This window comes from Rhodoglobus vestalii (genome assembly GCF_006788895.1).
GTDB lineage: Bacteria > Actinomycetota > Actinomycetes > Actinomycetales > Microbacteriaceae > Rhodoglobus > Rhodoglobus vestalii.
Window position 1 is genome coordinate 2,750,499 of record NZ_VFRA01000001.1, and the last position, 26,400, is coordinate 2,776,898.

At 59.9% G+C, this 26,400-nt stretch carries 26 protein-coding genes and 2 tRNA genes; 21 read left to right on the forward strand and 7 right to left on the reverse strand.

All coding sequences use genetic code 11. From position 1 onward, the window contains the following. Positions 1 to 2: 2 nt before the first annotated feature. The 3 genes from FB472_RS13545 (at position 3) to FB472_RS13555 (ending at position 1,824) form a co-directional block, all read left to right on the forward strand. A complete protein-coding gene (locus tag FB472_RS13545) occupies positions 3 to 824 on the forward strand; it encodes an ATP-binding cassette domain-containing protein (protein WP_246078238.1) in 822 nt (273 codons plus the stop codon). Between the two features lie 98 nt (positions 825 to 922). After that, the gene (locus tag FB472_RS13550) at positions 923 to 1,735 is read left to right on the forward strand and encodes a lactonase family protein (RefSeq protein WP_215730452.1); all 813 of its coding nucleotides are present in this window, start codon (positions 923 to 925) and stop codon (positions 1,733 to 1,735) included. A 16-nt stretch (positions 1,736 to 1,751) separates the two neighbouring features. Then, positions 1,752 to 1,824, forward strand: a tRNA-Asn gene (locus FB472_RS13555). Here FB472_RS13555 and FB472_RS14740 read toward each other — a convergent pair. Then, positions 1,786 to 2,394 carry a DDE-type integrase/transposase/recombinase gene (locus FB472_RS14740; RefSeq protein WP_141991598.1) on the reverse strand — a complete coding sequence of 203 codons (609 nt, stop codon included), beginning with the start codon at positions 2,392 to 2,394 and terminating at the stop codon, positions 1,786 to 1,788. The genes FB472_RS13555 and FB472_RS14740 overlap by 39 nt on opposite strands. A gap of 503 nt (positions 2,395 to 2,897) precedes the next feature. On the opposite strand from FB472_RS14740, the gene FB472_RS13570 reads away from it, so the two are divergent. The 7 genes from FB472_RS13570 to FB472_RS13600 all read left to right on the forward strand — a co-directional run bounded on the left by FB472_RS13570 (position 2,898) and on the right by FB472_RS13600 (position 10,702). Continuing rightward, entirely contained in the window at positions 2,898 to 5,159 is a 2,262-nt protein-coding gene (locus FB472_RS13570) for a BspA family leucine-rich repeat surface protein (RefSeq protein ID WP_170192101.1), read from the forward strand. 560 nt (positions 5,160 to 5,719) lie between these two features. Continuing rightward, positions 5,720 to 6,058 (forward strand): helix-turn-helix transcriptional regulator, encoded by a 339-nt coding sequence (locus FB472_RS13575; RefSeq protein ID WP_141991335.1) that lies wholly within the window; start codon positions 5,720 to 5,722, stop codon positions 6,056 to 6,058. Continuing rightward, the gene (locus FB472_RS13580; RefSeq protein ID WP_141991599.1) at positions 6,048 to 7,310 is read left to right on the forward strand and encodes a type II toxin-antitoxin system HipA family toxin; all 1,263 of its coding nucleotides are present in this window, start codon (positions 6,048 to 6,050) and stop codon (positions 7,308 to 7,310) included. Before FB472_RS13575 ends, FB472_RS13580 begins: the two co-directional genes overlap by 11 nt. Positions 7,311 to 7,756: 446 nt before the next feature. After that, positions 7,757 to 8,998, forward strand: coding sequence for a sensor histidine kinase (locus FB472_RS13585; RefSeq protein WP_215730454.1), 1,242 nt, complete (start codon positions 7,757 to 7,759; stop codon positions 8,996 to 8,998). Further along, on the forward strand, positions 8,995 to 9,660 hold the full coding sequence (locus FB472_RS13590; RefSeq protein WP_141991336.1) for a response regulator transcription factor: 666 nt from the start codon (positions 8,995 to 8,997) through the stop codon (positions 9,658 to 9,660). The genes FB472_RS13585 and FB472_RS13590 overlap by 4 nt, the downstream gene beginning before the upstream one ends. Next, a complete protein-coding gene (locus FB472_RS13595; protein ID WP_246078242.1) occupies positions 9,657 to 10,400 on the forward strand; it encodes an AzlC family ABC transporter permease in 744 nt (247 codons plus the stop codon). Before FB472_RS13590 ends, FB472_RS13595 begins: the two co-directional genes overlap by 4 nt. Beyond that, a complete protein-coding gene (locus FB472_RS13600) occupies positions 10,397 to 10,702 on the forward strand; it encodes an AzlD domain-containing protein (protein ID WP_141991337.1) in 306 nt (101 codons plus the stop codon). The genes FB472_RS13595 and FB472_RS13600 overlap by 4 nt, the downstream gene beginning before the upstream one ends. Before the next feature lie 26 nt (positions 10,703 to 10,728). Here the strand turns inward: FB472_RS13600 and def are convergent, their stop codons facing one another. Beyond that, entirely contained in the window at positions 10,729 to 11,292 is a 564-nt protein-coding gene (def, locus tag FB472_RS13605; RefSeq protein WP_141991338.1) for a peptide deformylase, read from the reverse strand. 40 nt (positions 11,293 to 11,332) lie between these two features. Here def and FB472_RS13610 point away from each other — a divergent pair, with 40 nt between their 5' ends. Both FB472_RS13610 and FB472_RS13615 read left to right on the forward strand, forming a co-directional pair. Continuing rightward, on the forward strand, positions 11,333 to 12,274 hold the full coding sequence (locus FB472_RS13610) for a DMT family protein (RefSeq protein ID WP_141991339.1): 942 nt from the start codon (positions 11,333 to 11,335) through the stop codon (positions 12,272 to 12,274). A gap of 85 nt (positions 12,275 to 12,359) precedes the next feature. Further along, complete coding sequence (locus tag FB472_RS13615) at positions 12,360 to 13,607, forward strand: glycosyltransferase (protein WP_141991340.1); 1,248 nt, start codon at positions 12,360 to 12,362, stop codon at positions 13,605 to 13,607. 49 nt (positions 13,608 to 13,656) lie between these two features. Here FB472_RS13615 and FB472_RS13620 read toward each other — a convergent pair whose 3' ends face one another. Continuing rightward, positions 13,657 to 14,199 (reverse strand): Dps family protein, encoded by a 543-nt coding sequence (locus tag FB472_RS13620; protein ID WP_035897143.1) that lies wholly within the window; start codon positions 14,197 to 14,199, stop codon positions 13,657 to 13,659. A gap of 61 nt (positions 14,200 to 14,260) precedes the next feature. Here FB472_RS13620 and FB472_RS13625 point away from each other — a divergent pair, with 61 nt between their 5' ends. From FB472_RS13625 to FB472_RS13640, 4 genes are all read left to right on the forward strand, one after another. Further along, positions 14,261 to 14,506: a hypothetical protein gene (locus FB472_RS13625; protein ID WP_141991341.1), complete on the forward strand. Its 246-nt coding sequence runs from the start codon at positions 14,261 to 14,263 to the stop codon at positions 14,504 to 14,506. 118 nt (positions 14,507 to 14,624) lie between these two features. Further along, a tRNA-Ile gene (locus FB472_RS13630) sits at positions 14,625 to 14,698 on the forward strand. 163 nt (positions 14,699 to 14,861) lie between these two features. Further along, complete coding sequence (locus FB472_RS13635) at positions 14,862 to 15,956, forward strand: type I restriction endonuclease (RefSeq protein WP_141991342.1); 1,095 nt, start codon at positions 14,862 to 14,864, stop codon at positions 15,954 to 15,956. 446 nt (positions 15,957 to 16,402) lie between these two features. Then, positions 16,403 to 16,582, forward strand: a complete 180-nt coding sequence (locus FB472_RS13640) for a hypothetical protein (protein ID WP_141991343.1) — start codon at positions 16,403 to 16,405, stop codon at positions 16,580 to 16,582. A gap of 28 nt (positions 16,583 to 16,610) precedes the next feature. Here FB472_RS13640 and FB472_RS13645 read toward each other — a convergent pair whose 3' ends face one another. Further along, a complete protein-coding gene (locus FB472_RS13645; RefSeq protein ID WP_021809771.1) occupies positions 16,611 to 16,799 on the reverse strand; it encodes a PLDc N-terminal domain-containing protein in 189 nt (62 codons plus the stop codon). A 34-nt stretch (positions 16,800 to 16,833) separates the two neighbouring features. Here FB472_RS13645 and FB472_RS13650 point away from each other — a divergent pair, with 34 nt between their 5' ends. Continuing rightward, on the forward strand, positions 16,834 to 18,192 hold the full coding sequence (locus FB472_RS13650) for a CoA transferase (protein WP_141991344.1): 1,359 nt from the start codon (positions 16,834 to 16,836) through the stop codon (positions 18,190 to 18,192). 54 nt (positions 18,193 to 18,246) lie between these two features. After that, complete coding sequence (locus FB472_RS13655; RefSeq protein WP_246078243.1) at positions 18,247 to 19,014, forward strand: DUF1684 domain-containing protein; 768 nt, start codon at positions 18,247 to 18,249, stop codon at positions 19,012 to 19,014. Positions 19,015 to 19,126: 112 nt separating this feature from the next. On the opposite strand, the gene FB472_RS13660 is transcribed toward FB472_RS13655, so the two are convergent. Further along, a complete protein-coding gene (locus FB472_RS13660; protein WP_141991345.1) occupies positions 19,127 to 20,596 on the reverse strand; it encodes a helix-turn-helix transcriptional regulator in 1,470 nt (489 codons plus the stop codon). A 147-nt stretch (positions 20,597 to 20,743) separates the two neighbouring features. On the opposite strand from FB472_RS13660, the gene aceA reads away from it, so the two are divergent. The 3 genes from aceA (at position 20,744) to FB472_RS13675 (ending at position 25,478) form a co-directional block, all read left to right on the forward strand. Continuing rightward, entirely contained in the window at positions 20,744 to 22,045 is a 1,302-nt protein-coding gene (aceA, locus tag FB472_RS13665) for an isocitrate lyase (protein ID WP_141991346.1), read from the forward strand. A gap of 84 nt (positions 22,046 to 22,129) precedes the next feature. Beyond that, positions 22,130 to 23,749, forward strand: coding sequence for a malate synthase A (aceB, locus tag FB472_RS13670; RefSeq protein ID WP_246078244.1), 1,620 nt, complete (start codon positions 22,130 to 22,132; stop codon positions 23,747 to 23,749). 52 nt (positions 23,750 to 23,801) lie between these two features. Next, positions 23,802 to 25,478, forward strand: a complete 1,677-nt coding sequence (locus tag FB472_RS13675; RefSeq protein WP_141991347.1) for a bifunctional 3'-5' exonuclease/DNA polymerase — start codon at positions 23,802 to 23,804, stop codon at positions 25,476 to 25,478. On the opposite strand, the gene FB472_RS14105 is transcribed toward FB472_RS13675, so the two are convergent. Both FB472_RS14105 and FB472_RS13680 read right to left on the reverse strand, forming a co-directional pair. After that, a complete protein-coding gene (locus tag FB472_RS14105; RefSeq protein ID WP_170192102.1) occupies positions 25,460 to 25,633 on the reverse strand; it encodes a hypothetical protein in 174 nt (57 codons plus the stop codon). The two genes, FB472_RS13675 and FB472_RS14105, sit on opposite strands and share 19 nt — an antisense overlap. Before the next feature lie 42 nt (positions 25,634 to 25,675). After that, on the reverse strand, positions 25,676 to 26,326 hold the full coding sequence (locus tag FB472_RS13680) for a PadR family transcriptional regulator (RefSeq protein ID WP_141991348.1): 651 nt from the start codon (positions 26,324 to 26,326) through the stop codon (positions 25,676 to 25,678). Between the last annotated feature and the right edge of the window lie 74 nt (positions 26,327 to 26,400).

Consider the following 26,400-nt stretch of genomic DNA (forward strand, 5'->3'; position numbering starts at 1 on the left):
AGGTGACCTCTTCTCGACCAACAGTGAGCGCCCGTGACTTGTCACTGCGCTATCCCTCGCGCAATCCAGAAACACGATCCGTTGCGGTGAATGGTCTCAGTTTTGACATTGCCGAAGGTGAAGTCCTGACGGTGGTTGGTGAGAGCGGGTCTGGCAAGAGCACTCTCGCTAAAGCGGTGGCGCTCCAGGCGGAGACCGGTGCCTACGGTTCGCCACTCTTTAGTGGTGGTCTGTTGAGCGTGATGGGGGTCGAATTGAGGTCAGTGAGTCGACGCAAACGGGACCGTTTGAGTCTCAGGGTCGGCTATTTGCCCCAAGACGCAGGAACCCACCTGAATGGCCGGCTTACTATTGGCGAGAACATTGCCGAACCCATTTTTGTGCGCGATCGTCGGTTCAATCAGCGTGAGGCAGCGGAGGCGGTCGCGACGCTGATTGATACGGTTCGGTTGCCGCTGGCCACAATGAACCGCTACCCGTACGAGTTGAGTAAGGGGCAGCGCCAGCGTGTGGCGATCGCGCGATCCATGATTCTTGAACCGCAGTTGTTGGTTGCCGATGATCCCACTGCCGGTATCGATATTAATGCGCGGGCGGCGATTCTTGATCTGATTGTTGGCCTTCAGAAGGAACGTGCATTCTCAGCACTCCTCGTCACCGCCGACCTCGCGGCCGTCCGACGTATTTCCACCAACGTTGCGGTGATGCATCGCGGAATCGTGGTGGGAATTGGCGAGCTTGACGAAGTTCTTTCCGACCCTTGGCATCCGTATGTGCAGGGGCTCGCCCATTCTCTTGCGGAGCTTCATCGTGAACAGCACTAGCGCAACCCCACACCCGGAGTCCTGTTGGTTTGCGGGAGGATGCTGCGCCGGCATGGAGGGTAGTTCTGCAGGGATTTCGCTGCTGCGCAGCAGAAGCGATGGTTCGCTCGGGCGGGGTGGTGGCCTTCGACCGCGTCGGTGAGACGCTCACCAACCGGCGCACCGCATCCAGCGGCGGCGAGTACCCCTGCCATCTGACCGTGCACGGTTCCGTTGTGGTCGCCGCGAACTACCGAACAGGCTCTATCGGCATCATCGAACGATCTGAGGGCTCAGGGGCCTCAGCCGTGCTACAGCACCGTGGATCAGTACAGACCACCGGCGGGGGCCCCCGACCTGAACAAGAAGGGCCGCACGCCCACTCTTCGCTATTTGTTGACGACCACACCCTGGTCACACTTGATCTTGGCGCTGACCGCATCCGAATCTTTGATTACCGCAATTTCGCGCTGACCCCCGTGGATGAGGTGGTATTGCCGGCCGGGTTCGGTCCGCGCGATATTGTGGCTCGCCCCAACAACGTCTTCTTCGTTCTGGGAGAGCTTGGGCTGGGGGTCATCGTTTATGAGTGGCGCGATCGCGAGTTTCATCAACTCTGCGCGATCTCGCTTCCGGAGGCGCGTGACGGCGACCACGCTTCTGCTATCGCAATCTCGCCCGACAGCCGTCACGCGTATCTCGGAGTGCGCGGCAGCAACCTCATTGCGGTGCTCACGATTGCTGAAGATGGCCGCAGCGTGGCCCCCCTGACCGCGGTGTCGTGCGAGGGTGACTGGCCCCGGCATCTTGTGCAGCACGAAAACGTGTTGCACGTCAGCAATCAGTTCTCAAACACCGTTGCCAGCTTTCGCCGACATACCTTGTGCGAATCCCCGATGGTTTTTGATGTGCGCGATCGTTTGCTAAAGTGAATGCGTTGCACAGCGATCCTCGATAGCTCAATTGGCAGAGCAATCGGCTGTTAACCGGTAGGTTCTTGGTTCGAGTCCAAGTCGAGGAGCGAAAGCCCCGTACTTCTGGAGAAGTTGCGGGGCTCTTTTCTTTTTGGGTGGGCGTTGTCAAGCTGCCAGGTGCCGTCGTGGACCTCGTTGGGCGCGAACAGGGCGATGCCGGAGTGCTTGTGGTCGGCGTTGTACCAGGGCACGTACCAAGCCATAAAGATGCGGGCTTGCTCGATGTCGGGGAGGGTGCCGGGGAGGGTGCCGGGGTAGTTCGGTCGATATTTCATCGTGCGGAACTCCGTCCCCGAGAACGGATTATCGTTGGAGACCCGCGGCCGGTTGTGGGTCTGAGTGATCTCCAGATCGGCGAGCAGATCCTTCAGGACGGTTGAGCGCATGGCGGGTCCGGAGTCGGCGTGCACGACCTTGGGCAGCCCCTCGCGGGCGAACGCGTCCTGAAACATCTCGACGGCGAGGTCGTCGACCTCGCGGTCCTCGACGCGCCAACCGACGAGTTTACGGGAGTAGATATCGATGATCGAGTACGCCTCGAATGCGCAACCACGCCACGGGGTGCGCAGGTCGGTGATGTCCCAGCTCCAGGCCTGCCCGGGCCGATTGGTTCTCAATGTCGCGGGCGATCCGTTGTGTGACTTCCGCGGGTTCGAGCTCGCTTATCCGCGAGGGATACGTGCGGTCTTTCTGCGGGACGGGGTCCGCGATCCGCAGGCGAGGGCTGCGACGGTAATGTCAGGTTGATCGGTCCGTATCGGGGTGCCGGCGGGCTCTTGTTCGCTCCTCGAGTGCAAGAGCCCGATAGCTTTTCGCAAAGCCTCGTTGGTCTGCTCAAGTTCACGCACCCGCACGTGCAGTCTCGTAACTTCAGCATCGCGTGCCGCACGCTCTCTGGCACGCTGCCTCACCACACTGTTGGACGCAACCCGGTAAATTGAGGGGACTCGCCGCGAGGTAGCCGGGGTAGTGGTGTTCGCACTGTCGGCCTCGACGAATTGTGGTATTGTCACGATGCTGACATCGGCGATACAGAATGTACCAGAAAGAGGCCTTCCCTTTGTCAACAAGACGCAGCGCGCCCGGCCACGATTCTCGACATGCTCCTCGGTTCCTTTCCATGCTGTTGCTGCTGGTAAGCGCTCTAGTGTTGCCCGCAGTGGTGGCCCCCACAAGCGCCGCACACGCCCTGGGCGACCCTGATGACATCGAGGTCACGTGGGTTTGGGACAACACGGGATCGACCAGACCGACCCCTGGGATCGCACTCGAAAACTATCAAGACATTGAACTCGTGTGGACGAGGGAACGAAGCGGGGTTCCGGCAGTTTCTTACTCGACCGTGCCGGCCAATGACCTCACCGCAACTCTGGTTCTTTTCATGCCGAACTTGTCGTCAGGCGGCATAGGGCTGACCTCAATTGGGCCTTTCCAGAATGGTGACGTTGTCACGGTCACGGTTTCGGGCACGAGTATCAATTCGCAAGTGCTGAGAATGAGTCTTGGCCAGTTTTCTGGGGCCAGTACCCTGATTGACATAGCCAGCGCGAAGTTTGTTTCCGAAGTTGTCAGTCTGGGAACCCTCGGCCTGACGTCGCTTAAAAGCGCATTTCTCAAGACACCTAATTTTCAGATGACCGCGAGTCTGCCTCCCACCGTCACAGATTTGCAAGCCGCGTTCCAACAGTCCGGTGTTGTTTCGCCCGGTGTGGGTGCGTGGGATGTCAGTCAGGTGACCAACCTGTCGAGCACATTCACCAGCACCGACTCTTTCAACGAGGATCTATCCGGCTGGAACACCTCGAACGTGACGAGAATGAACGGGATCTTCGGGTTAGCAAAAGCCTTCAATCAGGACATCAGCGGCTGGAACACCTCACAAGTCACCCTCATGTCCCTAATGTTTTTTGGCGCTGAGGCTTTCAATCAGGACATCAGCGGCTGGAACACCTCACAAGTCACCGACATGGTCAACATGTTCCGAAACGCTGTCGCTTTCAATCAGGACATCAGCGGCTGGAACACCTCACAGGTCACCGACATGAGATTCATGTTCGGCGGTGCCACCGCCTTCAATCAGGACGTCAGCGGCTGGAACACCTCACAAGTCACCAAAATGGCACGCATGTTTTCGGGCGCGACGTCCATGAACCAGGACCTTGGCGCACTGGACATCACTGGAGTCGTGGCGAATCCCGCTAGCAGCCTGTACGAAATGTTGAGCGGATCGGGTATGACCGACGCGAACTATGCGGCGACTCTCAACGGGTGGGTTACTCAGCCCGTTCAATCAGGACTCACCCTGAGCGCAGGCACGAAAGTTGCCGACACCTGCGCGCGCGTGTACGCGGCGGATACTCTCGGGTGGATCATTACGGATGGTTGGAATACCGCGGCTGTCGATGCCAAGAGGACCGAGTGCGACTCGACCCCGGCCACGATTTCTTGGAGCCCAACTCCAACAACGACGACCAGTTCACCCTTTACCCCGAGCCCAGTGCCCGTAACCTCGGGTGGGCCGGTGTCGTACTCGGTCGAATCCGGGTCCTCCACAACGAGTGATTGTCAGGTGGGGCTCTCGTCGGGTGAGCTCACGTACAGCACCAGCGGCACCTGCACCGTAGTGGCGACGGCCTCTGCCACCTCGACGACGTATCCGGTTTCTACGAGAAAAACCTTCGATCTTGTGCAGTTGCCCCCGGCGAATATCGAGTGGTCAATCAGTGACACTCAGCGTGCTCCCGCCGCATTCGAGTCTCCCTTCACCCCTCCCGTTCTCCCCAGCAGCACCGATGGTGTTTCCATCGCCTACAGTGTGGTCGACGCAGGGACGACTGGCTGCACAGTCAACGCGACGACCGGCGTGATCGGCTACACCGGTGGCGGCGATTGCACGGTTCGTGCGACCACCGGCGCAACCTCGGCCCTGTCGGCGAACTCGCTGGATGTCGTCTTCGAGCTACCTGCTCCCCCGGACGCGCCGGGAACGCCCAGCACGCCGGTGGCTACCGTCAACGGTGGCTCCATCGCGCTGAGCTGGACGGCGCCGACAACAGGGGGTGACCCGGCCGGGTACACGGTGACGAGCAGTCCTGCCGGTGCGGTGTGTGCCATTGTGGGAATGACCGCGTCGTGCACCGGACTCACTGAGGGAGTCAGTTATTCCTTCACGGTGATCGCATTCAACGCCGGGGGGGCAAGCGCCACATCAGCATCGAGTAACACGGTCGTCGTACCGACCAGTGCAGGGGGAGGGTCGGGCGGACTAGCGAATACCGGATTCGAGGCCCAGGGTCTCAGTACCGTCGCGTTGGCACTTCTCATCGCGGGTGCTATCGCCGTGCTCAGCGTGCAAACGACGCGACGCCGCAGGCAGAGTTGACCGGCGCACCGGGACCAAACCCACACGACCACACGGCGACAACCCCACACGGCGACAACCCCACACGGCGACAACCTGGCAGGGCGGTTTCCTGACCTTCGGTAGCGCCGCGGGCAACGATGCTCGACTCAGCTGCGCTTCGGGGGCGTGAGCGTGCGGCGCTCGGGTTGAGGTCGTTGCACAGCGAACTCGCCGCCGACGCGGCCGCTGAGGGGGCGGCCAGTAACCCCCATTTTAAGAGGGCCCACTGTCCGAAATATCCGCAGCAGCCCAGTCTAGGCGCTCCGGCAAATGCAGGAGCTTGAGCAGCTAGTCGACGTGCTCTTGGCGATGGGTCTATATGAAAAGATCCGTGGCGAAGCGGAGCGGGCCGCGAGCACCTGCGAGCACCCGCTAGTCAGAATAAATTCCCGGATCCCCGAATCGCTGTGCGCTGTGTGCTGTGCGCTCAACGACGAGACTCTGATGAGGATGGCAATAGCGAGGCACGTCGCGCCTTGGTGGCATTACATTGCTGATTATGACGATAAACGGTATTCTAAGTCCGGAAAGGATTACTTTTGTCTCAACGTGACCATCCGACGTCCGCTCCGGTCATTGACGCGCTCACAATCCTGGGGTTGCAGATTGCCGCCGGCCGCCGTGACCGGCGTTGGACGGCGGCAGACCTCGCCGATCGTGCGGGAATCTCACCGCGCACGCTTCGCAACGTCGAGCGCGGCTTGCCTTCCGTGTCCATCGGTATCGTGTTTGAGGTTGCGGTGCTTGTCGGCATACCGTTGTACGGCGCGTCAGACGATGAGCTTCGTGATGTGCGACGCCGGGCGGCAGACCGCCTTGCGTTGCTGCCGCAGCGTGTGCGGGAATCAGCATCGGAAGCGGTGAATGATGACTTCTGACACATCACCGCGCGAAGCTTTCGTCTGGGTGTGGTTGCCAGGTGCCGCGCAGCCTGTCGTAGCCGGACGCATTGAAGGTCAAGGTCGAAGCTTCCCTTTCACCTACGGGAAGAGCTATCTGGGACGATCGGATGCGATCGCACTGTATCGACCAGAATTGCCGCTCAAAAGTGGCCGTCAGCAGCCGCTGGTGGGGTTGGACATTGCTGGGTGCCTCGCCGATGGTGGACCGGATTCATGGGGTCGGCGGGTCATCCTCGCACGTCATCTCGGACATCTTGACTCCATGACCGATACTGGCGAACTCAGCCCGCTTAGTTACTTTCTCCAATCAGGCTCCAACCGCATTGGCGGCCTCGACTTTCAGTCCAGTTCTGACGAATACATTCCGCGGTCACCCGACCACCAGGCCACCACCGAGGACTTGGCGCAGGCTTCCGAACGCATCCAAGCTGGCGAACCTCTGGCAGCAGATTTGGGTGAAGCTCTTGTGCGAGGCGCATCCATTGGTGGGGCGCGCCCCAAAGCGATCCTGTTTGATGAGGTTCGTGGCCTCGAAGTCATTGCGAAGTTCTCGATGACGAATGACGTGTATCCCGCAATTCAGGCGGAGGCTGTGGCGATGGAACTTGGTCGACGGGTAGGACTGAACGTCGCCGCTACCCGAGTGACGCAGGCGGCCGGTCGTTACACACTGCTGGTCGACCGTTTCGACCGAACGGTCGGAGGCGGACGCAAGATCATGGTTTCTGCTTTAACGATGTTGGGGTTGAACGAAATGATTGCCCCGCGTTCCAGCTCCTATGTCGTGTTTGCCGACCTGATGCGCCGAAATTTCAAGGGCGGTGGTGCAGCACGCAGGGAACTGTTCCGCCGGATAGTGTTCAACATTGCGGTGGGCAACACTGACGATCACGCACGCAACCATGCAGCGTTCTGGGACGGCAATCATCTGGAAATGACCCCGGCCTATGACATTGCACCCCAGATCCGTTCTGGCAACGATGTAAACCAGGCAATGACCATTTCTCGATCGGGTGACAGGCGATCTCGATTTTCCACCTGCATCGCCGCGGCAGGCGAATATGGGCTCGGTCCCGCAGAGGCCATAGACATTGTTGACCACGTGAAGCAAGTGGTGAATGACGAATGGGATGATGCTGCGGACGTCACAGAACTCAGCTCCCTAGTGCGGCAACAACTCTGGACTCGGTCAATTCTTAATCCATCAATCGAATGGGAATGGGACTAGGACTAGTGTGAGCCTGCCGGTGGCAACATCGCGGCACACATTCGCCGATACCTCCGCTACGACACCGCGACCACACCACATCAAACCTGCACCCCTATCCAGGCAGATCCTCGCTCTCACCGGCCAGCTCGAAACCCTCGCTCTGGCAAAGAAACCCGCCACCGTCAAACCACCCGTGAACCGGGCCTGGAACGCCTAACCCTGCCGGAGGTTTCCACTTGAGGCAACGATCAACCTTCCCGGAGGTATTGACATGAGGCAACAGGCCAGTGCTCGTTGCCCCGCGAGGCCCTAAATTTGGACAACGTGGCGTTCTCACGAGCCTCGACCCTATTTAAAGGCGGGACGTGACCGACGCCAATCCGACATCCGTACTCCGTGGGGAGTAGCGCTGTGTGCGCCGCCAAGCCGATGTGGCATCCACGGTCGGCAACTAGCATCGAAGCATGCCCCCATCCGGTCGATCATCTCGCTCAGCCAGCGCAATCGCTGACGCCATGGTGAAGGGGGGAGGCTTCGGGTTTCCGCGCTCTCGACGTTCCGCGCTACTGCGGGTGTGGGTGCCGGTGCTTGTTTCTTTGGGCGTTCAGGTGCCGGTGACGGTGATCAACGTTGTGCGCGTTAACGACTTCGGTTTGTCCGGGATCGTTCTTGTTCTGCTTGCCATTGTTGGCCCCGTTCTGTTGATCTGGGCTCGCCAGTATCCGGGGCCGATCGTCGCCGCACTCTCTGTGCTGGGTGCCGCGGAATTCTTGCTCGGATACTCCGTGATTTCTTCGCCGTATGTGGCCCTCGCCTTTGCCATTGTGATTGCGGTGTCACACGGTGCACGCACCTGGACCTGGATTTCGCTGATCGTGGTGTGGGAGGCGACCCTGCTTGCTGCTCTCCTAGCTGGTATTGCGCTTGAACCGCCGCGCATTGTCGTCACAACCCTTGGGCTGCTGCTGGTGCTGGGGTTTGCGGAATCGTATCGCCGTCGTGGTGAACAGTTTGTCCAGTTTCAGCAGGCGTTTGCTGACCGTCGGGATGCTGAACTGCGGGCCGAACGCGTTCGCATTGCTCGCGAACTTCACGACGTTTTGGCGCACTCACTCAGCCAAATCAATGTGCAAGCGGGGGTTGGTCTCCACCTCATGCACAAGCAGCCCGAGCAGGCGGAAGCGGCCCTGGCGAGCATCAAAAGTTCAAGCAAAGACGCGCTTGATGAGGTGCGGTCACTGTTGGGGATGCTGCGCACAGAAACCCCCGGCGATGGCAACGGCGCAGACAGTGACAATTCTGTGCCGCCAGTGCCCGAACCCGACCTTTCACGGTTGAGCAGTCTCGTGGAGTCGGTGCGCTCCCGGGGGCTCACCGTGCAACTGTTGTGCGAGGTGACACCCGAAACCCCGGCAGCCGTGCAGCTTGCGCTGTATCGCATCGTGCAAGAATCGCTGACCAACATTGTTCGACATGCGAAAGCAACGCAGGTAGACGTCAGCGTCAGTTACGGCGAGGCCGACTACCTCGTTACGATTGCCGACAACGGCGTGGGAATAGACACCGCCGCACATAGTGAGGGGCGAGGCTTGCTGGGCATGCGTGAACGAGTTGACCTCTTGGGGGGATCCTTGCGACTCGGCGAATCGACGGTGGGGGGCGCACTCGTGACGGCCCGTATTCCGCGCCGCGCGGCATCCGCATGATTCGGGTGGTTGTTGCGGACGATCAGCAACTGATTCGTGCAGGGTTCCGCAGTTTGCTAAACGCCGAAGACGACATTGAGGTTGTGGGCGAGGCGGCGACCGGCACCGACGTCGTTGCTGTGGTGCGACGTGAGCGCCCGGATGTGGTGCTGATGGATATCCGGATGCCTGACGGCGATGGTCTGTGGGCGACCGAGCAGATTGCTACTTTTCCGGAACTTGCCGCGACCCGCATCGTTGTGGTGACGACATTCGAAGTCGATGAGTATGTGGCTCGCGCAATCAGGGCGGGAGCGAGCGGCTTTTTGGTGAAAGACACGGAGCCCGTTGAGTTGATCCGGGCCGTGCGTGTGGTGGCGGCGGGGGATGCGCTGCTCAGCCCCGGGGTGACGAAACGGCTGCTCGCCCGATTTGCGGCAGGCTCTGCGGCAGCCTTCGATGACAGCATTCTCACGGCCATCACTGTTCGCGAGCGCGAAGTTCTTGCCCTCGTTGGTTTGGGGCTCACGAACGCTGAGATTGGCCAGAAACTTTTCCTGAGTCCGCTCACCGCCAAAACCCACGTCTCGCGCATTATGGCCAAACTCATGGCACGCGATCGAGTTCAGCTCGTGGTGATCGCCTACGAGACTGGGCTCGTTGCTTCCGGGCGGGCGGTGTGAGCACGAGACAACCCGCCAGATCGCCCGAGGTCGCTGCCGCAATTCGATCAAGTTTCGCGGTCGGTTTGGCTGTTGCAGCGTACGGGATCTCGTTTGGTGCACTCGCGGTTGCTGCCGGTTTAGATGTTTGGCAGGCCTGTGTGTTGAGCCTGCTGATGTTCTCTGGTGGTTCCCAGTTCGCACTTGTCGGTGTTCTTGCTACGGGTGGCGCGTCGGCCGGTGGTGCCGCCATCGCCAGTGCTGTCTTGCTCGGAACCCGCAATTCGCTGTATGCGCTGAGGGTGGCCCCCATGATTGGTCCGGGCCTGGTGAAACGGTTACTGGCCGGGCATTGGACGATCGACGAGACCACGGCGGTCTCCACAGCACAGCCCACTCTTGCTGGCCAACGCGCGGGCTTCTGGTGGACCGGCATCGTCATCTACGTCGGGTGGAATCTGACGACGCTAGTCGGTGCACTGATCGGTGACCAGCTGGGGGATGTGAGGCAGTACGGTCTCGATGCCGCCGCGGCCGCCGCGTTCCTTGGTTTGCTGTGGCCGCGTCTGAAGCAGCTTCAGCCCATCGTCGTCGCTGTTGGTGCCGCCGTTGTGGCGGCCGCTCTGATGCCTATCCTTCCTGCGGGGTTGCCCGTTCTTGCCGCTGCTCTGGTCGCGGTGGTGGTGGGGCTCGTCAACCTCTTCGGTACCCGCGAAAGTGATCTCGCCGAAGCCGAGCCCGATCCGATGGGGGAACGATGACTATCTGGCATATTGTGCTGCTCGCCTCGATCGCTGTGCTCGCTCTCAAGCTTGCTGGCTTCGCAGTGCCTGCGGCGTGGGCGGAGAAACCGACGGCGGCGCGGCTCGCTAACCTGCTTACCGTTGCGCTACTGTCGGCGCTGGTTGTCGTGCAGACTTTTGGTTCGACCCGAGGCTTCGAAGTGGATGCTCGGCTGCCGGCAATCGCCCTCGCCGCGGTTCTATTCGCACTGCGGGTGCCGTTCATCCTTGTCATTATTGCCGCAGCTCTGGTTGCTGCAGCAATTCGTGCGTTCAGCTAGACGCCGTGCTGCTGGGCATCGTGCTACTAGGCATCGAGGTGTTCTTCGGTCGATAGCCACGACTTGCCTGGGTGACCCCAGCCCTGTTTACGGATCGCTTTCGCGGCGGCCTTGGCCTCGGGTTCGCGGAGCCGATCCGCATAAAGTACGCCATCGAGATGGTCGTATTCGTGTTGGAAAATACGGGCGAGCCAGCCCGATGCTTCAATCTCGAATGGGTTCTGGTCGAGATCTACGGCGCGCAGTATGACGCGATCGGCCCGCACTAACTCGAATCGTTCGCCGGGAATGGACAGGCACCCCTCTTCATCCGCTTCGCTTAGCTCGCTTAGGGGGGTGGGGCTCTGCCAGAGCTCCGGATTGATGGCAACTCCGCGCCAGTGCGTGTCGTCGTCGCCAATCCAGTCGTAGACGAATACGCGCTGCGAAACACCCACTTGGGGTGCGGCAAGTCCGACCCCGGGAGCCTCTTCCATGGTCTCGAACATGTCGCCAACCAGCGTGCGTAGGCTGCTATCGAAGGTAGTCACCGGCGTTGCCGGGGTGTGGAGCACCGGGTCACCGGTGATAATGATGGGAAGAACGGCCATGTGCTCAGAATATCCCGGGTGAACCTAGTACATTTGACGGGTGCCGCCGGACATTCTTGACCTCACCGATCAGATCAGTCTTACTCCAACTCAGGCGGTCGGCATCCCTCTGGCACTCATTGGCGCAATTCTTTTGTCGTTGGGGGCGCAGTTTCAGCATCGTGGTGTGGCCCGCATGGAGCATTACCACGGCGAGGCGGCGAGTTCTGGTCTCAACGTGACACAGCTCAAAGCGCTGCTGGCGAGGCCCTCATGGGTGCTGGGTACCGCGTTTCTGGGGCTTGCTATTGTGTTTCAGCTCTCCAGTTTGGCAATCGCGCCCATCATGGTTGTTCAACCGCTGGGGGCAGTGGCTCTGGTGATGACGGCAATTATGAATTCTCGGATTGCCAAGGTCAAGCTTGACGCCATTTCGATTCGCGCCATCGTCATGTGCGTGGGTGGTGTCGGGGCTTTTGTCGCGCTGGCGGCCGTTTTTGCACAGTCCACGGCGATCACGCAACGAGAGTTGTCGACGGTGCTGATTATTTTGGTGGTTGTTTTGGCGTTGTGGGTGGGGCTGTTTGCGATTTTTCGCAAGAGAGCGTCGCCCGTGTTTTACATTGTGGGCGCCGGAATGCTGTTCGGTTTTGTGGCGACTCTCGCGAAGGTGGTCATTGATCGCATTAAGACGATCGTGATTCTGGGGTCGGGGATCGAAAGCACAGATCTGCTCACAGTGCTCTGTATTGTCGGCCTTATTGCGGCATCCTTGCTTGGTTCATACTTTGTGCAAACGGCCTATGCCTCGGGTCCACCCGATTTGGTGGTTGCGGGTCTCACGGTGGTGGATCCCCTCGTTGCGGTGTCGGTGGGAATCATTGTTCTGGGTGAGGCGTCGAATGCACCGCTCTGGGCCGTGGTTGGTTTTCTCATCACCGGTGCGATCGCGATCTTCGGTGTGTTTTCGCTTTCTAAGCATCACCCCCAGCTCAGGGTGTAGTGCGGTAGATTATTAGTTGCCGTCGACCTGTCCGGGTGAAGAACCGGTTGGCCCGCGACGAAAAAATGTGAGGAACTCTTCGACTGTGACTTCCGCTGTGAGACGCTCGCCCCAGGAGGGCAAACCGCGACTTCGCATCCTGATCGGTGCCGATACATTTTGGCCCCAGATCAATGGTGCCGCGACGTTCATTGCGCGTTTGGCTGCGGGCTTAGCTGAGCGTGGCCATGATGTGCACATTGTTGCGCCCTCGTATTCCAACGAGAAGCTCGGTCAGATGGTGGAGGAGCACGAGGGGCAGAAGATGACGCTGCACCGCGTGTATTCGTGGAAGTGGCCCGGTCACCCATGGCTGCGGTTTATGTTGCCGTGGCGCGTCATGCACAATTCGAGAATCATTCTCGACCGGGTTAAGCCCGATGTCATTCATTTTCAGTCGCACATTGTGATTGGGCGCGGAATGACTCTTGAGGGCAGCAAGCGCGGTATTCGACTGGTGGGTACCAACCATTTCATGCCCGAGAATTTGCTCGATCACGCTTTTATCATCCCTCGGTTCCTGCGCAAGAAAGCGGTTCGCATGGGGTGGGCGGCGGCTGGTCGTTCATTTGGGCGTGCTGGGCGAGTCACGACTCCTACGCGTCGTGCTGCGGACTACCTCGAAGAGAACACTCTGGTGCGCGATGTGATCTCGGTTTCCTGTGGCATCAATGCGGATGGCTATAACGGCAATCTTGAACCTAAGCCAGAAAACCTGATCGTTTTTTTGGGGCGGCTGTCTGATGAGAAGCAGATCGACCGGCTCATTCGTGCGGTGGCAATTCTGGATCCAGCACTCGATGCCAAGTTGGAGATTGTGGGCGGGGGGGAGCTTGAGGGCAAGCTCCGCGCATTGGTGACCAGTTTGGGTCTTGATGATCGGGTGACGCTCACTGGTTTTGTTGACCAGGACCAGTTGCGGGATGCTCTTCAGCGCGGTTCTGTGTTCGCAATGCCCTCGGTTGCCGAGTTGCAGAGCATTTCTACGATGGAGGCTATGGCGTCAGGTCTGCCGGTTGTGGCGGCCAATGCGATGGCTTTGCCTCATCTGGTGCACGACGGCGAAAATGGTTTCTTGTTCGAGCCTGGCAATGTTGAGGATTTGGCCGAGAAACTTACCCGTGTGCTGACGATGTCTGCGGATGAGGTGCTTGCGTTCAAGAAGGAGAGCCTCGCTATTGTGGCGGCCCACGACATCCAACGCACGCTCGACACGTTCGAGAGTTTGTACCGCGGCGACGAGGTCACTGATCCTGCCGCTTTGGGCAAAAACACTGAAGGCGCCTCTTTTTAGAGACGCCTTCGGGGTGAGTCACAACTGTGGCTCGTGGGTGTGCGGTGCACTATTTTTTCGCCGGCGTGCGGTTTTCTGCTGAAACCATCCAGGCGTACTGCTCAAGGGTCTCGATGATGGCGTGGAGGAGATCGGCGCTGGTGGGATCTTCTTCATCGATGGGGTCGTGAACCTCGCGGATGGTGGCGACCGTTCCTTCGAGGCGTGCTGTCAGCAGGTCGATGGTGTCCGTTGTGCTGATCTCTCCGGCCGGAAATTCGGGGAGCGTCGTTGTCGCTGCGACGGTGTCGCTGCGGCCGTCGGGGGTGGCGTGGAGGGCGCGCATCCGTTCGGCGATGGTGTCACTGAAGCCACGTGCGGCGTCAATGATTTCGTCGAGTACGAGGTGGGTGTCGCGAAAGTTCTTGCCGACAACATTCCAGTGGGCCTGCTTGCCCTGCAACTGCAGTTCGAGCAAATCAACAAGCACTAGTTGCATCTTGTCGGAAAGCCCCTTGGAGGCAGTGAAGCCATGCTCGGCGTTCTGTTGACGTGTTTTGCGAGCCCCAGACTTGGCTGGACTCGTGGTCTGCGCTTTCTGTGAATCAGTCATACGACAACTGTACGAGGGCTGCATGAACGCTGGCTCAACGTTATGTGAGAGGCTGCCGTGCATGGGAAAGAAGCTTCTGTTAGTCGCTGTGTGGCTTCTGCCCGCAGTGCTCGTTGTGCTCGGGATCAACACTGGAGCCACGATTTGGTACTACATGGAGCCACAGATGGGCTCAATGCCTGACCCCTCCACCTACTTCATTGCGGTCGTGTCGGGATTCGTCGCATTGGCGTTGAGCGTGCTCGTTGCTGTTGGGATCTCGATCTATGTCGCCACCGTTAGCGCTGCGGAGAGCGGTCCGCGCTAGCTCCCCACCCTCTCGCGCTTGAGGCGACCGCCGACGCGGTCAGATCGAACGCTCACGTGACACGCTGTGCATCCGTTTTGCCGGTAACGTAGATACGCGTTCGCACTCGTGCGGGCACGGGGCGGTAGCTCAGCTGGTTAGAGCAAACGACTCATAATCGTTCGGTCACGGGTTCAAGTCCCGTCCGCCCTACAAATTAATTTTCACCTCACATCTGCTCCCACCCGCCTGAGTTCGTTCCCGAGGCAAGCTAGGCCTGGAGCCGAATCGCGGGGGATGCTTCGGGTCGTGGCGGTTCCTCCGAGTTCCGTTGGCGCCCGATACTGTTGAGCTAGGAATACTCAATGGAGGCAACATGGAATTCTCGGAACTTCTGTCAGCAATGGCGCTGAAAGTTAAGAACCAGCGCGATGCAATCACGACTGAAGAAGGCACGAAGAATGCGTTCGTAATGCCTTTCATATCCACGATCCTCGGCTACGACGTTTTCAACCCTCTCGAGGTTGTGCCCGAGTTCACTGCGGACGTCGGAATAAAGAAGGGCGAGAAAATTGACTACGCCATCATGCGTGATGGTGAAGTGCAAATACTCATCGAGTGCAAGAAATCGACTGAGTCTCTCAAGATCGAGAACGCCTCGCAGCTCTACCGGTACTTTGCTGTCACCAACGCTCGCATTGCAATACTTACGAATGGCGTTATCTATGAGTTCTACACCGATCTTGACGCCCCAAATCGTATGGATGCGAAGCCATTCCTTGTACTTGACCTGCTGGACATTGATGAGACGCTTAGCCCCGAACTTCGCAAGCTCACCAAGGATGTGTTCGATCTCGATTCGATCATCAATGCTGCCGGTGAATTGAAGTATGTGGGGCAGATCAAGCGAACGATTGCAGCGCAGTTCCGGGACCCGGAAGACGAGTGGATCCGCTTTTTCACTGCCCGTGTGTATGAGGGTCCGATAACTCAAAAAGTGCGCGATCAGTTCACGCCGCTTGTGACTAAAGCCGCCAAACAATTCTTGAACGAACAGGTCAACGAACGATTGAAGTCCGCGCTGGGTGGTAGTAACTTTTCGACAGCCGACCCAGCGTTGCAGGAGGACGCCGTCACAAGCCGCGCTGTAGCTCAGGACGATCTAGATCGGGATACGGAGATTGAAACGACTTTGGAAGAACTGGAGGGGTACCAGATCGTCAAAGCGATCGCTTGCAGCGAGGTCAAGCCACAGCGAGTGGTGCACCGTGACTCCAAGTCGTACCTCGCAATACTTCTTGATGACAACAATCGGAAACCGATCGCACGCTTGCACTTCAACGGCAAGTCCGTGAAGTACCTAGGGCTCTTAGACTCCGAGAAGAACGAAACTCGCCACACAATTGATTCGCTTGACGACATTTACCAGCACGCGGCCCACATTCGAGAGACAGTGAGGAGTTACGAGTAACTCCGGGTGCGGCATTTGGGGATATTCCTGCGTTGGCAAAGGTCCAAGGAATTTTGCTTACCCGGATCGCGCATGAGGATAGATTAGCGGCTGAGCGCCACGGCCTAAGTGGATGGCGGCCAGCCAGCTTGCGTTTGTCAGGCCGGGAGAGATATAAATTTTTTGACCGATTGGGCAATAAGCTCTATGGAACCCGCAGCACCGACCGCTGGCGCGAGATCAAGAAGACGAGCGAGCCGAAGACGAGCATCACGACGACGATGAGTCCGACGTAAAAGAAGACGCTTGGGTAGCCGGTGTCAGGATGCAGGCATTGCGTGGCTCATAGTTCCTCTTCGTCAAGAACAGCGTGGTGAAACTGACTACATCGACCGATCGATGCTCAGTTCGGCATCCAACAAAAAATACTGGTCACAGATGAAGTGCTATTGCTCTTGGGGTGGCGTATGGTCAAGCCACGCGCGACATCCCCAAAAGAAAGTTGGTTTGTCATGGCCGGTAAATCACCGCGAGGCGGAAGCGACAAAAAAGAAGCCAAAATGTCGATTAAAGACAAGCGCACACAGAAGCGCGAAAAGACTGAAGAGGCCGGGTTTCTGAAGCCACGCAAGGGCGCAACGAAGTAACGACCGTGGCGGCAGGGTGCGTGAGATGCTACCTGCGCACCTTGCCGCGACCGAAGACCAGCCACAGGATCGAACCCAGGATCGACAAGAAGAACGCCACCAAAATCCAGACGAACTTGCCGAGCACACCATGATTGTTGCTTTTGACGATCGACACAAGCGTGATGATGAAGATGATCAGGCCGACAATGCCAAAGCTGAAGCTAATAGGATCCATGGTCTAAATCCTATCCGCGTGGCACTATCAAGATATGACTCTGCTGGATGCCGCATGGCAGTCGCTTGGTGAAGATGCCGCAGCTCTCGCCCTAGTGCGCGACCACGGCACCGCAGTCCCGCTCAGCGGCGTGTTACCCACCGGCCGTTTCGTTCACGATGCCATCGCTGCCGCCTCGTTTTCCGCTTCACTACTCGCGGCCCGCCGGGTCGGATGCGCAGTACCCTCCGTCGAACTCGCCCCCACCAAGGTCGCAACCGCCGTAACCAGTGACAAACACTTTCGACTGAACGGTGAGCCCATCTCCGCCTGGGCAGAGCTCTCCGGCTTTTGGCCCTGCAGTGATGCTTGGGTGCGCACCCACGCCAACTACCCACACCACCGGAATGCTCTGCTGAACGCACTGGGCCTCGCCAGCGACACCAGCGCCGACGAGTTCATGCTGGCCCTCCACCCCCTGGCCGCAGCTGAAGTCGAGAGCAAGATTCTCGCCACCGGGGGAGTGGCGACCGTAGTCCGCACGCCCGACGAGTGGGCCGAGCATCCACAAGCCGCCCTGCTGGCAGAGTTACCGGTGATTGAACTGACTGCGCTCGGCGACACCCCGCCGTCACAACTCGCCGAAACCACCGTCGACGCCCCACTGGCCGGCGTGCAGGTACTCGACCTCACCCGCGTTATCGCAGGCCCGGTCGCGGGGCGAACGCTCGCCCTCTGGGGAGCCGACGTTGTGCGCATCGACAGCCCACGGCATCCAGAAATTTCCTGGCAGCACCTCGACACCGGCGCAGGCAAACGTTCCGCCCTGCTCGACCTCGACGACGCTGCCGACCGAGCCACCTTCGAGACACTTCTCGAGACCGCGGATGTCGTACTCACCGCCTACCGCCCCGGTTCTTTAGACAGGTTCGGGCTTTCGCCCGCGGCTCTCGCCGAACGACGCCCGGGAATCATCGTGGGCCGCCTCAGCGCGTGGGGAACAGTCGGACCGTTGGCCGAACGTCGTGGCTTCGACAGTATCGTGCAGGCCGCGACGGGTATCGCGATGGTGGAGGGTGATGGTTCGGGCACGCCGGGTGCGCTGCCGGCTCAAGCGTTGGATCATGCGGCCGGGTATTTGCTTGCTGCAGGGATCACGACTGCGGTGCGGCGACGAATTGACGCTGGCCACTCGTGGCTGGTTGAGGTATCGCTCGCGCGGCTGGCGACCGAGCTATTGCAGCAGCGTCGACCGCGGCACGCACCGGCGGCATCCGCGGCCTTCGCGCCCACTGTTACGACGCGTGACGGTGTGACGAGTGCGGTGGCGGCACCTCACTACGATGGTGGGCCGGGTGGTTTTTCGGCGACCGCGGTTGAGTGGGGTTCGAGCGAAGCAAAGTGGCTTTCCTGAAATAATCCCGTGTCGGCGGTGGTTGGCATGATCGACTTCAACAAGGATGGACTTATGACTGACACTGCTGCCCCCACGCTCACCCCCGAAGCTAGACTGGCTAAGTTTCGCGAACGTCGAGATCAGGCAGCCGTGCAGCAGAATGGAAACTTGGCGCTCACAAACACTCAGTGGGTTGATTCGGAGCAGACCATCTGGGGTGTGCCGGGAACGTGGGCGCCCCACGACGATGGGCTGACTGTTACGGCAACGACCGATGACAATATTGTGGTGGATGACGTGCTCGTCGAAGGCTCTGCGGTTGTTCGCAGTAAGAGCCAAGAGAACCCGAGCGCGATCGTTTTCGGTGACACGGTGACCGGCTTTGTGATTCAGGGCCCCGAGGGCAACCATGCTCTGCGCGTGTGGGACTCCAACTCGCCCGCTATTCACGAGTTTGGCACCATCGACGCGTATGCCTACAACCCTGACTGGGTGATCACGGCCACCTTTACGTCTAACCCGGAGGGCACCACCCTCGGCTTCGAGCACATCAAAGACAACGGCCAAGAGCGCGAACAGCCGATTCCGGGTGACATTGCGTTCACGAAGGATGGTGTCGACTACAACTTGGCGGCCTTTAAGTCGGGCCGAGCGCTGCAACTCGTTTTCGCGGATGCCAGCAACGGTGTCGACACCTACAGTGTTGGCCGGTTCCTGTTTATTGCGCCCAACCCCGACGGCACCATCATTCTCGACTTCAACCTCGCCATTCTGCCGCCCTGCGCTTTCAGCTACAACTTCAACTGCCCCATGCCCCCAAGCAGAACCGTTTCTCAGTAGCGATCGACGCCGGGGAGAAGAACGTGTTGAAGAAGGACGGCTCGCTGCTTCACGAGTAACGGCAGCGGAGGCACACACTGCGAGTCACCAGGTCGGTGGCCGTGAACGTTGATTAGCCGTTGGGCGAGTGTGTCTCCAGAAATTCGAACACCTCGGTGGAATCGACCCCGGGATACATTCCCGTGGGCATCGCCGCTAGCAGAGAGCTGTTGAGCCGCGCGCTTGGGATTGAATGCTTCGCCCAGCGCTCAGTGAGATCGTTGGGGGCGCTGCGGCAGCATCCGTCATCGGGGCACGTTGAGGTTGCCCGGTTGGTGGTGTCGCGCCCGCGGAACCACTTCGCTGAGGCAAACGGGGTGCCCAGACTTACAGAGAAATCGCCCCGATGATTCGATTGGATGCGCGAGGTGCACCAGTACGTCCCCCCCGGTTTGTCCGTGTACTGGTGGTACGGGCTGAATCGGTCCTCAACATCAAACACCTGGCGTGCACTCCACTTGCGGCACACCGTTTGACCCTCAATGGCGCCGAGAGCGTCCGTCGGGAAAGCCGCATTGTCATTCTCGTAGGCTTTAGAGATTGTGCCGCCCTCATGCACCTTAAGAAAGTGCACCGGAACCCCCAAGTGTTCAGTGGCGAGATTCGTGAAACGGTGCGCCGCGGTTTCGTAGGGCACAGCAAACGCATCCCGCAGGTCTTCGACTGAGAGCTCGCGCTGTGCCTTGGCGGCGGTCAAGAACTCGACAGCAGTCCTCTCAGGGACCATCAGCGCCGCCGCCAAATAGTTGGTCTCCACCCGCTGGTGCAAAAACTCGGCATAGTCTGCTGGCTCGCGGATGCCCAAAACATGTCCCGCAAGAGCCTGCAGCAACGTCGAGCGCGGGTCGGTGCTCTCAGCCTGCGCTACCGGAAGGTAAATGCGGCCATTGCGCAGATCCGTCACGCTGCGGGTGGAGCCAGGCAGATCGGGCACGTAGTGCAGCGAAAACCCGAGATGCGAAGCAAGGTCGGAGGCCACCCGCTGGGAGAGTGGACCACCGGCGTGTCCCACAGCATCCAATAGGTCACGGGCAGTGGTTTCGAGTTCGGCGAAGTAGTTGTTGCGTTTGCGCATCATGCGACGCAGTTCTGTGTTCGCCCGTCGTGCTTCTTCAGGGGTTGCCGCACGCTCTCGGTGCAGCCGTTGCAACTCATCGTGCAGGCCGAGCACGGTTTCGATGGCCTCGTCGCTGAGCGTCTTACGCACGGGCAGCTCGGGCAGGGCGAGCGAGGAATAGAGCGGGCCACGCTGCGCACGCTCAAGGGCGATCTCCAGCGCTGCTCGGCGCGACGGAGGCTCGGCATTCAGTAGGTCGTCAACGCTCACATCAAAGATGCGCGCGAGCTTCTGCAGCTCGCTGAGCTTCAACTCACGCTTTCCGTTCTCGATCACCGAGACTTGGGAGGCGGCGCGGCCCAGCGCAGACCCCAGGTCATCGAGCGTGAGTCTGCGGTCGGTGCGCAGTTGGCGGATGCGGCGGCCAACGGTGAGGGAATCGAGCATGTCCTCATCGTCTGCCTGCGTGAGCGTGCGTGGGCTCATTGTGATGACCTCCTTGACGACCTTCTGCGGAAAAACAGAAGAATGGTAATAATTCTGCCTCAAAACCGGGTGAAGAACCAGTGCAAAGGCTGCAGAGTCGAAGAAACACAGTACCCACGCAATGACGAACAGACCGAGGAGCACACCATGACGAACAACCGCCCAGGCGACCAGATCCAGACCGCAGCCGAACTCGAAACCGAGTGGAAGACGGATGCCCGCTGGAACGGCATCGACCGCGACTTCAGCGCCGAAGACGTCATCGCCCTCCGCGGAAGCGTTCGCGAAGATCGCACCCTCGCACGTCGCGGAGCCGAAAACCTGTGGAACCTCATCCAGCGTGATGACAGCAACTGGGTTGCCGCCCTCGGCGCCCTCACCGGAAACCAAGCGGTGCAGCAGGTCCGTGCTGGCCTCGAAGCGATCTACCTGAGCGGGTGGCAGGTCGCCGCCGATGCAAACCTCTCGGGGCAGACCTACCCCGACCAGAGCCTCTACCCCGCAAACAGTGTTCCCGCGGTGGTGCGTCGCATCAACAACGCGCTTCTGCGGGCCGATCAGATCGAGACCGCCGAGTTCGGTGCCCCTGCTACCGACTGGATGGCGCCGATCGTGGCGGATGCTGAGGCCGGTTTTGGTGGGCCGCTCAACGCTTACGAACTTATGTCATCGATGATCGAGGCCGGAGCTGCCGGAGTTCACTGGGAAGACCAGCTCGCCTCAGAAAAGAAGTGCGGCCACATGGGCGGCAAGGTGCTAATTCCTACGGCCCAGCACGTGCGCACGCTCAACGCGGCACGACTTGCTGCCGACGTTGCTGGGGTCTCAAGCATCATCATCGCTCGCACCGACTCTCTCGCTGCCGACCTCATCACAAACGATGTGGATGACCGAGACAAGCAATTCCTCACCGGCGAGCGAACAAGTGACGGTTTCTATCGCACTACCCCGGGCATCGAGACAGTTCTCAGTCGCGGTCACGCGTACGCGCCCTACGCAGATCTGCTGTGGGTTGAGAGCGCAAAGCCGGACCTTGAGTTGGCGCGAACCTTTGCGGAGAGCATCCACAAGGAATTCCCCGGCAAGAAGCTTGCCTACAACTGCTCGCCGTCGTTCAACTGGAAGCGTCACCTTGATGATGCCCAGATCGCCACCTTCCAACGGGAGTTGGCGTCGATGGGGTATGCCTTCCAGTTCATCACCCTCGCCGGGTTCCACGCCCTCAACCATTCGATGTACACCCTCGCCAAGGACTACAACGAACGGCACATGAGCGCCTACGTGGAACTGCAAGAGGCAGAGTTCGCGTCAGAAAAAGACGGCTACACGGCCACGCGCCACCAGCGCGAGGTCGGAACCGGGTACTTCGATCGCATCGCGACCGCACTGAACCCCGCGAGCGAAACCCTCGCCCTGGTCGGAAGCACCGAATCCGCCCAATTTCATTAAGCCAACACAGCCATTAGACCAACACAGCCATTAGGCCAACACCGCCGCTGAACCAACCGCGCAAACACTTTCTAAGGACATCCCATGACCACGCACAGAATGGAACAGCTCGCTGAATCGCAGGAACGGTTTAACGAGATCCTCACCCCTGAAGCACTGCACTTTCTGACTCGGCTGCATGATCAGTTCGCTGGTCGGCGCCATGATCGTCTCGCGGCTCGCATGGAGTCGCGTAAGCACATTACGAACGGACGCAACCTGCGTTTCTTGCCTGAGACGGCGGCGATTCGCGAAGACTCGAGCTGGCGCGTTGCCGGTGCGGGTCCGGGATTGGATGATCGTCGCGTCGAGATTACCGGGCCGACCGACCGCAAGATGACGATCAACGCCATGAACTCGGGTGCCAAGGTGTGGCTCGCTGACCAGGAAGACGCGACAAGCCCGACTTGGCTGAACGTTGTCGGTGGGCAGGTGAACCTTCATGACGCGATCCGGCGTCAGATTGATTTCACTACTGACGAGGGCAAAACCTACGCGCTGGGTGATGAGACGCCAACGATCGTGATGCGTCCTCGTGGCTGGCACCTGGTCGAAAAGCACCTGCGATACACCGACCGTGCCGGGCTGCGCACGCCGGCATCCGGTTCGCTTGTAGATTTTGGGCTCTACATATTCCATAACGCGCACGAACTCATCGAGCGTGGCAGCGGGCCGTACTTCTACATCGCCAAAATCGAGAACCATCTCGAGGCGCGGTTGTGGGACGACGCGTTCACCTTCGCTGAGAACGCCCTCAACATTCCGCATGGCACCATTCGCGCAACAGTGCTGATCGAGACGATTCCGGCCGCGTTTGAGATGGACGAGATCCTGTACGAACTGCGGGAACACTGCGCGGGGCTCAATGCCGGTCGTTGGGACTACATTTTCTCCATCATCAAAAACTTCCGTGGTCGTGGAGCCAACTTTGTGCTTCCTGACCGTGCTGCAATCACCATGACGGTGCCGTTCATGCGTGCGTACACCGAGTTGCTGGTGTCGACCTGCCACAAGCGGGGAGCTCATGCCATTGGCGGCATGAGCGCATTTATCCCTAACCGCCGCGACCCTGAAGTGACCGCTCGCGCGTTGGATGCTGTAACAGGTGACAAGCGCCGCGAAGCCACTGACGGCTTTGATGGCACTTGGGTCGCGCATCCGGATCTCATCGCCACCGCTCGGGCGGAGTTCGATGCTGTGCTGGGGGAGCGCCCGAACCAGGTCGACCGATTGCGGGAGGATGTGAACGTGACTGCGGAAGACCTGCTCGATCTGCGCATCGACGGGTCGGTGACCGATGCCGGAGTGCGTTCGAACATCTCCATCACTCTGCGCTACGTCGAGAGCTGGCTGCGCGGGGTGGGAGCCGCCGCGATCGACAACCTCATGGAAGATGCGGCAACCGCCGAGATCAGTCGCAGCCAACTCTGGCAGTGGATGCACCAGCGCGTGGTTACCGCCGAGGGCACGGCCATCACTCACCGCCGCATCGAGACACAGTTGAAAGAGATCTTGGCCGAGGTTGAGCGCACTGCCGGCGACCGTTTCGACGATGCTGCGGCGGTTTTCCGCGAAGTAACACTCGAGGACGAGTTCCCCACATTCCTCACGCTCAGCGCCTACAGCAGCTACCTGGTTGAACAGCAGCAGGAGAACGCGGCCTGACGACACTGCGGTGAAGTGCATCAGCGTCGGCGGGTCAGGGCAGACTAGGGCTGTGTTTATTATCCTCTCCCGCGCAGGTGCCCAAGTGACGGCAACGCGTGTGGGCTCGGAGGGGGTCCAGAGTGCGCAACAAACAGTGGATGATCTGCCACGCTACGTCACCAAGAATGAGCACGAGCATCCACGTTGGGTCTGGCATGACACCGCCCAGTGGTATCCGGAGCTGCTGCGATCACACGTTCGGGTGCAGCGGTGCTTCGATTTGCGGCTGTGCCACACCATTCTGCGAAACTCTGCGTTCAGTGCCGCTACTGAGTTGGCTCAAGCTGAGGAGGGGCCATGGGATGCTCTCGGATCGACCGTTCTCGCACCTACCGAGACTAGGGCTGCCACCGCCCATTCCGCCCTGTTCGACTTCGATCAGCCCGCGCGCAGCAGTTCGACGGATCCGCTGGATGCACTCGCCGAGTTTGACCGTCAGCGGGTTGCGTTGGCCGACTCCACAGATTCTTCTCGCCTTCAACGGTTGCTGGCCGCGGAATCGGTTGGTGCGCTTATCGCGGCCGAGATGCGGTTCGCTGGTCTGCCCTGGAGTGCCAGCGCACACGACCAGATTCTGACCGAAATGCTGGGCGTGCGCCCGAGCATCGACGGCGATCGACCAAACAAGCTCGAAAGTCTCGCCCAGCGAATCCGGGTTCTGCTCGATTCTCCGCACCTCAATCTGGACTCGCCCGGTGAGCTACTGCGTGCTCTCAGCGTCGCCGGGATCCAGACGAAATCAACTCGTGCTTGGGAGCTGAAGCAGCTCCGACATCCGGCCATTGAGCCGATTCTCGAATACAAGAAGTTGTCGAGACTGCTCACGGCGAATGGCTGGAATTGGCTCGATTCGTGGGTGCGGGATGGCCGATTTCGACCCGACTACGTGCCGGGAGGCGTCGTCACGGGGCGCTGGGCAACCAGCGGGGGAGGCGCACTGCAGCTCCCTCATCTGATTCGGGGCGCCGTGATTCCCGATCCCGGCTGGAAGCTGGTTGTTGCCGACGCGTCACAGTTGGAGCCGCGCATCCTCGCCGCTATGTCTGCCGACCGAGGAATGGTCGAGGCCGGGGCATCCGGTGATCTGTATGAGGGGATCGTAGCCAGCGGAGCAGTCGAAACGCGTGCGCAGGCCAAGCTCGCAATGCTTGGGGCCATGTATGGGGCAACGACGGGTGAAAGCGGTCGGCTCATGCCGAAGCTTGCCCGTGCCTACCCGCGGGCAATTCAGCTGGTGGAGGATGCGGCACGTGCGGGTGAGCGCGGAGAAGTCGTCTCCACTCAGCTCGGTCGAAGCTCGCCGCGAGGTGCCGACTCGGGAACGTACGACGAATCCTTGACGTCAGCGCAGCGCTCCGCGGCGAGGGAACGCGGCCGATCCTGGGGCAGGTTCACCCGCAACTTCATTGTTCAGGGCACGGCGGCGGAGTGGGCGCTGTGTTGGATGGGTAGCATCCGCATTCGGCTTGATGCACTTGCGGACGTCGGGTGGTTCACCGATTCGGCTCATCTTGTGTTCTTTGTGCATGACGAGGTGGTCGTTCACGCCCCGGCTCACGCAGCCGACGCGGTCGCTGTGCTGATCGCAGAGGCCGCTGCGGAGGCTGGCCGACTGTTATTCGGGGAGCTTCCGGTGACGTTCCCGCTCACAGTCGTGGTGGTGGACCGCTACGACGCAGCCAAATAGTTGTGGGCAGCGCGCGCCAAACGATACCCGCCGTCGTCGCCCGCACTGATACGCCCGGGTAGTGCCTCCCACGGCACACTTCGATGCCCGGCACCCAGTCGTTCAAGCGAAATCGTGTCGATGCCAATGGTGCAGTGCAGGTGGCTGCCGTGCATCCCAGTTGGCAAGATTGATGGTGATGTAGTCAGGAATGTCGGTCATCGCACGAGCGCTTCCTGTTTGTGAGAATCGGATGCTGGTCGCCCACGCTTGGGTTTGACGGTGTTGTGGGGGAACGCGGATGCTCGCCCGTCAGCTGAGGCCCGGTGCAGAGCCTTCTCGACGTGGTCGAGCCAGCGCAACTCAGCTTCTGCGTGAGCCTGCATCGAGTCAGCGACTAACTCTTGCGCAAAGTGTCCAGCAGTTGTGGCACCCGTGCGCAACGATGCGCCCGCTGTGAGGGCATCGAGCGCGTCGCGCGTTGCGTTCCTTTGCTGCTCGATCACACCGTGTGCGTCGACCCCGGGCAGGGTTACAGCGAGGGCAACCTTGAGCGCTAACTTGTCACGACTAACGGAATAGCTTTTCACGGGGGAGAAGAGCCACTGCTCACACTCCCGCTGACCGGCATCCGTCACCGTGTAGTAGGTGTGCTGACCTGTGCTGGGGTCAACCTCAATCCTACCGTCGTGACTGCGCACAGTCTTCTCAACAAGCTTGTCCCGCACGAGCCGATCAAGGGTGTTATAAACCTGTCCTACGTTGAGCGGCCACGTGGAACCTGTGCGTCGATCAAATTCCGCGCGAAGTTGATAGCCGTAGCAGGGGCCCTGCGCCAAGATCGCAAGCAAACTATGGCGGATCGACATGTCAAACCTTCCCAGTAGCGGTGCCTCTCGACCGAGTATATGCATAGTGGGTATGCTCGGCGCCCAGTGGTCTT